Below are 9,556 nucleotides of genomic sequence, written 5' to 3' on the forward strand. Positions count from 1 at the left end.
GCCTTGGCGGCGGCGGCCTTGGTGCGCCGGGCCGGCTTCTCGGCCGGGGCCTCGGCGTCCGCCTTGGCGGCGGCGCGCTTGGCGGCCGGGGCGGCGCCACCGGCGGCGAGCAGCGGGTCCCCGCCGCTCTTCTCCTTGATGGTCTCGATCAGCTGGCTCTTGCGCATGCGTCCGGTACCGGTGATGCCAAGGTCCGCGGCGAGCTTCTGGAGCTCGGCCAGGACCATGCCGTCCAGGCCCGCGGCGGCACTGCGGCGGCGCCGCGCCGGGGCAGCGGGGGCGGCTGCGTCCGACGCTTCGGCGTCCGGGCGCGCGCCCATCAGATCGGTGGAGTCGCTCACTAAGGGTCCTTCCCTGGAGCGGACGTCGGCCTGTCTGGCTCGGCGACCGGTTGTGCTGTCCTGACCAACGCTCGACTGCGTCGGTCCGAGGCGGTGATCCCTCGAATGGCGGGAGCCCGTCGAGGGAGAGCTACGTACGAGGTGCGGTGCGTGAAGCACGGTGGTGCTGAGTGGCGCGTGGGCCGGTCGTGTGTCGACCTCCCCTGGGGGCGTAACCCCCACGCTTCCTGCGAATCCCGGGCCCCCGTCGCGTGACGGTGGCCCGCGCTCCGCCCGTCCTGGCCTCTAGGTGGGAGGCCGCGGGTGGGAGTCAGGTGCCGTCACGGCTTCGGGATGCGGCCGCATGTGCGCAGGCAGGCTGCGTACGCGCTGCGGTGGGCTCCCGGAGAATCGTCGCCCCGTGCATCGCCGGGACTCCACTGCCGTGGAGCGCGGGGATCGGGACGCGGTGCACCTAGCCCCGGAGGGCACCTGGTGCAGCAATGAGGTTAACACTACCGACCCCCTGAGACATTCCCCAGCCTTGCGCTTGCCAATCGTGTCCGTCGGGGCCGGCTCGGCAGGGTGCCTGCGCCGGGCCCCGGACGGGCCGTTCGCGCTGCTCAGACGTCCAGTGGGAGCACGACGGCCCCGGCCCGGTCGACGTCCAGGCGGTGCGCGGCGAACGCCGGGTCACCGCCGTGGCCGTGGTGCCCGGCGAAGGAGAGCACCCCGTCGGCGCCCGCCTCGTCGGTGAGCGCCAGCACGGTCGGACCGGCCCCGGAGATGACCGCGGGGACGCCCTCGGCGCGCAGTGCGCCGACCAGCGCGGCGCTGTCCGGCATCGCGGAGGCGCGGTAGTCCTGGTGCAGCCGGTCCTCGGTGGCGGCGAGGAGCAGCTCGGGGCGCCTGGTCAGCGCCTCCACCAGCAGCGCGGAGCGGCCGGCGTTGACGGCGGCGTCGGCCAGCGGGACGGTCTTCGGCAGCAGTCCGCGCGCGGTCTCGGTCAGCACCTCGCCGGCCGGTACGAACACCACGGGGACGACCTGCTCGGACGGCTCCAGCGCGACCGCCCTGGCCGACTCCTCGTCGGTCCAGGCGATGGTGAAGTTGCCGCGCAGGCAGGCCGCGACGTTGTCCGGGTGGCCCTCCAGCTCGGAGGCGAGGGCCAGCAGCGCGTCGTCGTCCAGCGCGGACGGTCCGCCGATCGTCACCGCCCGGGCGGCCACGATGCCGGCGCAGATGGCGGCCGAGGAGGAGCCGAGGCCGCGGCCGTGCGGTATCCGGTTGGCGCAGACGATTTCGAGGCCCCGCGGCTGGCCGCCGAGCCGGTCGAAGGCGGCGCGCATCGCGCGGACCAGCAGGTGGCGCTCGTCGCGCGGCAGCGTCTCGGCGCCCTCACCGGCGATGTCGACGGAGAGGCCGGAGTCGGCGACCCGGACGACCACGTCGTCGTACAGGCCCAGCGCGAGCCCGAAGGCGTCGAAGCCGGGGCCGAGGTTGGCGCTGGTCGCGGGAACCCTGACCCGGACGGCGGCGGCACGGAACGCAGGACCGGCCATGCGGTGGACTCTCCTGGGGAAATCGGGCGGCGCGGAGCGCGTCGTCGGTGCGAGGGTGGGGAACGGACCGCGGCCCCTCCGGGGCGGGCGGTCGCGACGGTCGGCGCGGCCCGGACCCGCCGGGCCCGGGGCATGTGCCACACGGCCGAAGCCAGAGTATCGAAGAGAGGTTCCCGAGCGGTACACCCCGTGGGCCTTCGATCCGGTGTGTTGCGGTTCTGGCCGGAATGCGCACCGGGAACGGACGGCGGTGCGCGGCTCGGTTGACACGGAAGCGGTCAGCGGAGAACTTCGGCGGGCCGGCCCCCGAAAGGGTCGGCCCGCCGGGTGTCACAGCCCGTCAGTCGAGCAGCCCGAGGCTCCGGGCGGCCGCCTCCGGGTCGATCGGGACGACCTGCGGCTGCGGCGCGCCGGCCACCGCCCAGTCCGGGTCCTTGAGGCCGTTGCCGGTCACGGTGCAGACGATCCGCTGGCCGGGGTCGACCAGGCCGGCCTCCGCCTTGGCCAGCAGACCGGCCACCGAGGCGGCCGAGGCGGGCTCCACGAAGACGCCCTCCTGCGAGGCCAACAGCCGGTAGGCGGACAGGATCTGACGGTCCGTCACCTTGTCGATGAGGCCGCCGGACTCGTCCCGCGCGGCGATCGCGAAGTCCCAGGAGGCCGGGTTGCCGATCCGGATCGCGGTGGCGATGGTCTGCGGCTTGAGCACCGGCGCGCCGTCCACGATCGGGGCCGAGCCGGAGGCCTGGAAGCCCCACATCCGCGGGGTGCGGGTCGACATGCCGTCGGCCGCATATTCGCGGTAGCCCTTCCAGTACGCGGTGATGTTGCCCGCGTTGCCGACCGGCAGGACGTGGATGTCGGGGGCGTCGCCGAGCATGTCGACGATCTCGAAGGCCGCGGTCTTCTGGCCCTCGATCCGCACCGGGTTCACCGAGTTGACCAGCGCCACCGGGTACTTCTCGGACAGTTCGCGTGCGAGCGTCAGGCAGTCGTCGAAGTTCCCGTCGACCTGGAGGATCCTGGCGCCGTGCACCAGCGCCTGGCCCATCTTGCCGAGGGCGATCTTGCCCTGCGGGACGAGCACCGCGGAGACCATCCCGGCCCGCACCGCGTACGCGGCGGCGGAGGCCGAGGTGTTGCCGGTGGACGCGCAGATGACCGCCTGCGCGCCCTCCTCCTTGGCCTTGGAGATGGCCATCGTCATCCCGCGGTCCTTGAAGGAGCCGGTCGGGTTGGCGCCCTCGACCTTGAGGTAGACCTCGCAGCCGGTGCGCTCGGAGAGCACCTGGGCGGGGACCAGGGGCGTGCCGCCCTCCAACAGGGTGACCACCGGGGTGGCCGCGGTGACCGGCAGGCGGTCCCGGTACTCCTCGATCAGGCCGCGCCACTGGTGGGTGTGCGCGCCTCGGACGACGTTCTCGGCAACGGCGTTCATGGCTGGTTCCTTATTCCCCTTCGACCCGCATGATGCTGGCCACGTCCCGCACGCTGTCCAGCGCGCGGAGCTTGTCGACCGTCGCCGACAGCGCGGCGTCGGTGGCACGGTGGGTGACCACGACGAGCGAGGCGTCGCCGTCGCGGCCCTGCTGGCGCACGGTGTCGATGGAGACGCCGTGCTCGGCGAAGACGGACGCCACCTGGGCGAGCACGCCCGCGCGGTCGTCCACGTCCAGGCTGACGTGGTAGCGGGTGACCACCTCGTCCATCGGCTTGGCCGGCAGCCTGGTGTACACCGAGTCACCGGGACCGGTGGCGCCGGCCAGCTTGTTGCGGCAGACCGCGACCAGGTCGCCGAGCACCGCGGAGGCGGTCGGCGAGCCGCCCGCGCCGGGGCCGTAGAACATCAGCCGGCCGGCCGCCTCGGCCTCCACGAACACCGCGTTGTACGCCTCGCGGACCGAGGCCAGCGGGTGCGAGAGCGGGATCATCGCCGGGTGGACGCGCGCGGTGACGGACTCGCCGTCGGCGGCCCGCTCGCAGATCGCGAGCAGCTTGACCACGCAGCCCATCTCCTTGGCGGAGGCGATGTCGGCCGCGGTCACCTCGGTGAGGCCCTCGCGGTAGACGTCCGCCGCGGTGACCTTGGTGTGGAAGGCGATGCCGGCCAGGATCGCGGCCTTGGCGGCGGCGTCGAAGCCCTCGACGTCGGCCGTCGGGTCGGCCTCGGCGTAGCCCAGCGCGGTGGCCTCCTCCAGCGCCTCCGAGTAGCCGGCGCCGGTGGTGTCCATCTTGTCGAGGATGAAGTTGGTGGTGCCGTTGACGATGCCCAGCACCCGGTTGACCTTGTCGCCCGCGAGGGACTCGCGCAGCGGGCGCAGCAGCGGGATCGCGCCCGCCACCGCGGCCTCGTAGTACAGGTCCACCCCGGCCTCGGCGGCCGCGGCGTGCAGTTCGGTGCCGTCCTTGGCGAGCAGCGCCTTGTTGGCGCTGACCACCGAGGCGCCCTGCGCGAAGGCGGAAAGGATCAGCGACCTGGACGGCTCGATGCCGCCCACCACCTCGACCACCACGTCGATGTCACCCCGGTTGACCAGGGCCTCGGCGTCGGTGGTGATCAGGTGCTCGGGGACGCCGGGGCGGGTCCGCCCGGCCCGGCGCACCGCGATCCCGGCGAGCTCGACCGGAGCACCGATGCGAGCGGCGAGGTCGTCGGCCGTCGTCGTCATGATGCGCGCCACCTCGGAGCCCACCACACCACAACCCAGCAACGCCACCTTCAGCGGGCGCGTACGCATCATCCGACTCCGCTCTGCATTCTTCGTGCTTCGGTAATTTCCGGCGGGTTTTCCGTGGCCGCCGGAAACTTCGGTCCGTACCAGTCTCCGGGACTTTCCGTACGGATCTACGGTCGTTCCATGATCTGAGACAAGGATTTCGTCATCCGATATCCAGACGCAGGAGATCCTCCTCCGTCTCGCGCCGGACGATCACCCGAGCCGCACCGTCCTTGACGGCGAGCACGGGAGGCTTCAGGGCGTGGTTGTAGTTGCTCGCCATCGAGCGGCAGTAGGCGCCCGTGGCGGGCACCGCGACCAGGTCGCCCGGGGCCAGGTCGGCCGGCAGGAAGGCGTCCCGGACGACGATGTCGCCGGACTCGCAGTGCTTGCCGACCACCCGCACCAGCATCGGCTCCGCCTCGCTGGTGCGCGATACCAGGGCCACCGAGTACTCGGCGTCGTAGAGCGCGGTGCGGATGTTGTCGGACATCCCGCCGTCCACGCTGACGTAGGTGCGCAGGCCCTCCAGCGGCTTGACGGTGCCGACCTCGTACAGCGTGAACGCGGTCGGGCCGACGATCGCCCGGCCCGGCTCCACGCTCAGCCGGGGCGCCTTCAGCCGCACGGCGGCGCACTCGCGGCGGACGATGTCGGCCAGCGCGGCCGCGATCTCGGCCGGCTCGCGCGGGTCGTCCTCGCTGGTGTACGCGATGCCGAGGCCGCCGCCGAGGTCGATCTCGGGCAGCTCGACGCCGTGCTCGTCACGGATCCCGGCCAGCAGGCCGACCACCCGGCGGGCGGCCACCTCGAAGCCCGCCATGTCGAAGATCTGCGAGCCGATGTGCGAGTGGATGCCGCGCAGCTCCAGGCTGTCGTGGCCGAGCACCCGGCGCACCGCCTCGGCGGCCGCGCCGCCGGTGAGCGAGAGGCCGAACTTCTGGTCCTCGTGCGCGGTGGCGATGAACTCGTGGGTGTGCGCCTCGACGCCGACGGTGACCCGGACCAGCACCTGCTGGCGCACGCCCTGGCGGGCGGCGATCGCGGCGAGCCGCTCGATCTCCTCGTACGAGTCGACCACGATGTGCCCGACGCCGGTCTTCACCGCGTGTTCGAGCTCGTCCACCGACTTGTTGTTGCCGTGCAGCGCGATCCGCAGCGGCGGCATCCCGCCGGCCAGCGCGACCGCCAGCTCGCCCGGGCTGCACACGTCGACGTTGAGGCCCTCCTCGTGCAGCCAGCGCACGACGGCCTTGGAGAGGAACGCCTTGCCGGCGTAGTAGACGTCCGCCTCGGTGCCGAAGGCGTCCCGCCAGGCGCGCGCCCTGGCCCGGAAGTCCTCCTCGTCCAGCACGTAGGCGGGGGTGCCGAACTCGGCGGCCAGCCGCTTGACGTCGATGCCGCCGACGGTGGCCACGCCCTCGGCGTTCCGGGCGACGGTGCACGCCCAGACCTTGGGGTCGAGCGCGTTCAGGTCGGCGGGCGGGGCCTGGTAGTGGCCCTCGGGCAGGACGTCGCCGTGACGGGGTCCTGCGGGGTGTGCGGAACGACTCATGCTCGTAAGTCCTTCGAGACCTATGGCGAGGGGCGGCGACGGTCCCCGTTGACCGTCAGCCGCCCCCCGCAGTGCACGTGGGGGTGGTGCCTACATCCGCTCGGGCGCCGTCACGCCCAGGAGCGTGAGCCCGTTGGCGAGCACGGTGCGCGTCGCCTCGACCAGCCAGAGGCGGGCCCGGTGCGTGTCGGTGAGTTCCTCGTCGCCCTTGGGCAGGAACATGCAGTTCTCGTACAGGCGGTGGTACTTGCCCGCGAGCTTCTCCAGGTACACGGCGACCCGGTGCGGCTCGCGCAGCTCGCCGGCCGCGGCCAGCACCCGCGGGAACTCCGCGAGGTGGCCGAGCACGTCGGACTCCCACTCGGTGGCGAGCAGCTCGGGCCTGAACTGCTCGGCCGGGCCCTTGTCCACGCCCAGCTCGACGGCCTTGCGCGCCACCCCGCACATCCGGGTGTGCGCGTACTGGACGTAGAAGACCGGGTTCTCGTTGGTCTGGCTGGTCAGCAGGTTGATGTCCAGCGTGATCGTCGAGTCCGTGGAGGAGCGCGCCAGGGTGTAGCGGGCGGCGTCGACGCCGATCCACTCGACCACGTCGTCGATCGTGATGATGTTGCCGGCCCGCTTGGACATGCGGACCTCTTCGCCGTCGCGAAGCATCTTCACGAACTGGCCGATCTTCACCTCGATGTTGTGGTTCATGTCGTCGCCCGCGCAGGCCGCGATGGCCTTGAGGCGGTTGACGTAGCCGTGGTGGTCGGCGCCCAGCATGTAGAGCGCGACCTCGGCGCCGCGGTCCCGCTTGGACAGGTAGTACGCGGCGTCGGCGGCGAAGTAGGTCTTGTCGCCGTCGGCCTTGATCAGGACGCGGTCCTTGTCGTCACCGAAGTCGGTGGTGCGCAGGAAGACCGCGCCGTCCTGCTCGAAGACGTGGCCCTGCTCGCGCAGCCGGTCGATGGCCTTCTCGACCGCGCCGGAGTCGTGCAGCGTCCGCTCCGAGAACCACACGTCGAAGTGGGTGCCGAACTCGTCCATCGAGCGCTTGATCTCGGCCACCATGAGCTTCAGGCCCTCGGCGCGGAAGACGTCGAGCTGCTCGGCCTCGGGCAGGTCGAGCACGCCGGGGACCGCCTCGGTGAGCGCCTTGGCGATGTCGACGATGTACTCGCCGACGTACCCGCCCTCGGGCACCTCGCGGCCGTTCGCGGCGGCCTGGAGGGAGGCGGCGAACTTGGTGATCTGCACGCCGGCGTCGTTGAGGTAGTACTCGGTGGTGACGTCGGCGCCGGAGGCCCGCAGCACGCGCGCCAGCGAGTCGCCGACGGCGGCCCAGCGGACGCCGCCGATGTGGATCGGGCCGGTCGGGTTGGCGGAGACGAACTCCAGGTTGATCTTCAGGCCCTTGAGGGCCTCGTTGCGGCCGTACGCCTCGCCCGCCTCGACGACGGTGCGCGCCAGCGCACCGGCGGTGGCGGTGTCCAGGGTGATGTTCAGGAAGCCGGGACCGGCGATGTCCACCTTGGTGACGCCGGTGATCCCTCGCAGACGCTCGGCCAGCACCTCGGCAACGGCTCGCGGCGGCTTGCCGGCCGCCTTGGCGAGCTGGAGGGCCACGTTGGTCGCGTAGTCGCCGTGGTCCCTGTTCTTGGGCCGCTCGACCGTCACGTGCTCGGGCACGGCGACGGCCAGTTCGCCCGCCTCGACGGCGGAGCTCACTGCGGCCTGGATTGCCTGGGAAAGGTCTGCGGGGGTCACGACGCCAAGCGTAGGCGAGACGGGGTGCCCGCCCGCCACCCGGTTTACCGGTCGAGACGCCCGGGCGCCGTCGTTGCGGGGGTCTCAGCCGTGATCGGTACGCCGTGTTCGCTCAGGGCGAACTCCGTCGGGCGGTCCCCCGGCCTCTCCGGCGGACGGTCCGACGGGCCCGCCGGCCGCGAGGCGCCGGACCAGGGCCACCAGGTCGGCCGGGTCGAAGGGCTTGCCGAGGTAACCGTCCACCCCGACCGTCTCCCCCAGGTCGAGGTCCGCCGGGGTGCAGGCGCTCACGATCGCGATCGGCAGCCGGCTGGTGTCCGGGGTCGCCCGCAGCCGGGCCGCCGTCCGCAGGCCGTCCAGCCGCGGCATCATCACGTCCAGCGTCACCACGTCGGGCTGCACCCGGCGGATGACCTCCAGGCACTCGGCACCGTCGGCGGCGGTCACCACCTCGAAGCCCTCGAGCTCCAGGTTGACCCTGATCAGCTGGCGGATCACCTCGCTGTCGTCCACCACGAGGACCCGCCCGGACACTCCCGACACCTCACCGAGGGTATCGGCGGCCCCGTCGCCCCGTCCGGCCTTTGGACACTTCCGCTGCCCCGCTCCCCCGCCCGGCCGCCGTCTGGTCGCCGGACGGAACCGGCCCGGACGATCTTCCCGGAACCCGTGCACGGACCATGGCCGAAGCCTGATACTGTTCTCACGTCGGAAGCGCGAGCGGCCGGCAGGCCAGCAGGCCCCCGTAGCTCAGGGGATAGAGCACCGCCCTCCGGAGGCGGGTGCGTAGGTTCGAATCCTACCGGGGGCACTTCGCAGGAAGTGCAATCGAGGCCCAGATCAGTGGAGTTGATCCACGGATCTGGGCCTTCGTCATGTCCGGGGCCCGGCGGGATTTCCCGCCCCGGGCTCAGGAGGCGGCCGCCTCGGCCTGGGCGTACAGGTCCGCGATGGTGTGGTCGAAGTAGGCGCTGTACGAGATGTCCTCGGTGTCGCCGCCCTGCTGGTAGCCGCCGATCGCGCCGATCACGTCGCCGGTCGCGGTGTTGATCCACGGACCGCCGCTGGTGCCGGCCGGGTAGGCCGGGCACTGGACGACCCGCTGGTAGGCGCTCTGCTGCCCGGTGGTGTTGGTGCACAGGATGGGCGTCTCGGAGTTGCCCGGGTAGCCGTAGAGCCGGACGGTCGCGTCGAACGGCTCGTCGGCGCCCAGCCGGTTGCCGCCGACCACGTCCTCGACCTCGCGGCCGTTGCTGGGGGCCGTCTCCAGGATCGCGAAGTCCTCGTCCACCTCGCCCTTCTGGGACCAGCCGGCGGTGGTGTGGATCGCGGTCACCCGCCAGGTGCCGTACGGGGCGGAGCCGTCGCGGTAGCCGGGGGCGAAGGTGACGCCGTCGGTGCTGCTGAGGCAGTGCGCGGCGGTCAGCAGCAGGTTCCCGGTGGCGCTGTGCAGCACGCTGGCGGTGCAGAAGTGGTCGCCGGCCGCCACCGCGCCGCTGAACAGGGCGCCGACCGTCCCGGTCTCGCGGTCGCCGGCCGGGGCCGGTCCCGTGGTGCCGAGGGCGGCGCCGTGGGTGGTCGGCGTCGCCGTCGCCGTTGCCGTGGCCTGGTCGGCCGGACCGGCGGTCGGGCTCGGGCTCGGGCTCGGGG

The 9,556-nt window shown here is 72.5% G+C and carries 8 protein-coding genes and 1 tRNA gene; 1 reads left to right on the top strand and 8 read right to left on the bottom strand.

Features of this window, described 5'->3' with window-relative positions; genetic code table 11:
- From BU198_RS15825 to BU198_RS15855, 7 genes are all read right to left on the bottom strand, one after another.
- Nucleotides 1-341, bottom strand: a 341-nt coding sequence (locus tag BU198_RS15825; RefSeq protein ID WP_188297494.1) for a Rho termination factor N-terminal domain-containing protein, incomplete at its 3' end; no start/stop codon positions are given.
- A 602-nt stretch (nucleotides 342-943) separates the two neighbouring features.
- On the bottom strand, nucleotides 944-1,882 hold the full coding sequence (gene thrB / locus BU198_RS15830) for a homoserine kinase (RefSeq protein ID WP_188297495.1): 939 nt from the start codon (nucleotides 1,880-1,882) through the stop codon (nucleotides 944-946).
- Between the two features lie 340 nt (nucleotides 1,883-2,222).
- The gene (gene thrC, locus BU198_RS15835) at nucleotides 2,223-3,320 is read right to left on the bottom strand and encodes a threonine synthase (RefSeq protein ID WP_188297496.1); all 1,098 of its coding nucleotides are present in this window, start codon (nucleotides 3,318-3,320) and stop codon (nucleotides 2,223-2,225) included.
- A gap of 10 nt (nucleotides 3,321-3,330) precedes the next feature.
- Nucleotides 3,331-4,623 (bottom strand): homoserine dehydrogenase, encoded by a 1,293-nt coding sequence (locus BU198_RS15840; RefSeq protein ID WP_188297497.1) that lies wholly within the window; start codon nucleotides 4,621-4,623, stop codon nucleotides 3,331-3,333.
- A gap of 139 nt (nucleotides 4,624-4,762) precedes the next feature.
- Nucleotides 4,763-6,154, bottom strand: coding sequence for a diaminopimelate decarboxylase (lysA, locus tag BU198_RS15845; protein ID WP_188297498.1), 1,392 nt, complete (start codon nucleotides 6,152-6,154; stop codon nucleotides 4,763-4,765).
- Nucleotides 6,155-6,244: 90 nt separating this feature from the next.
- Nucleotides 6,245-7,906, bottom strand: a complete 1,662-nt coding sequence (gene argS, locus BU198_RS15850) for an arginine--tRNA ligase (RefSeq protein WP_188297499.1) — start codon at nucleotides 7,904-7,906, stop codon at nucleotides 6,245-6,247.
- Between the two features lie 84 nt (nucleotides 7,907-7,990).
- The gene (locus BU198_RS15855; protein WP_188297500.1) at nucleotides 7,991-8,449 is read right to left on the bottom strand and encodes a PleD family two-component system response regulator; all 459 of its coding nucleotides are present in this window, start codon (nucleotides 8,447-8,449) and stop codon (nucleotides 7,991-7,993) included.
- A 196-nt stretch (nucleotides 8,450-8,645) separates the two neighbouring features.
- Here BU198_RS15855 and BU198_RS15860 point away from each other — a divergent pair.
- Nucleotides 8,646-8,717 (top strand) — tRNA-Arg (locus BU198_RS15860).
- A gap of 99 nt (nucleotides 8,718-8,816) precedes the next feature.
- On the opposite strand, the gene BU198_RS15865 is transcribed toward BU198_RS15860, so the two are convergent.
- On the bottom strand, nucleotides 8,817-9,556 hold a 740-nt coding region (locus BU198_RS15865; RefSeq protein WP_188297501.1), incomplete at its 5' end, for a trypsin-like serine peptidase.

The sequence above is a fragment of the Streptomyces sp. CBMA156 genome, from assembly GCF_014596515.1.
In the GTDB taxonomy this organism is placed as follows: domain Bacteria; phylum Actinomycetota; class Actinomycetes; order Streptomycetales; family Streptomycetaceae; genus Kitasatospora.

What these genes read in the sequence shown, in the direction of transcription:
- BU198_RS15840 (WP_188297497.1), bottom strand. Translation starts at nt 4,623, where the DNA reads ATGATGCGTACGCGCCCGCTGAAGGTGGCGTTGCTGGGTTGTGGTGTG.
- thrC (WP_188297496.1), bottom strand. Translation starts at nt 3,320, where the DNA reads ATGAACGCCGTTGCCGAGAACGTCGTCCGAGGCGCGCACACCCACCAG.
- lysA (WP_188297498.1), bottom strand. Translation starts at nt 6,154, where the DNA reads ATGAGTCGTTCCGCACACCCCGCAGGACCCCGTCACGGCGACGTCCTG.
- thrB (WP_188297495.1), bottom strand. Translation starts at nt 1,882, where the DNA reads ATGGCCGGTCCTGCGTTCCGTGCCGCCGCCGTCCGGGTCAGGGTTCCC.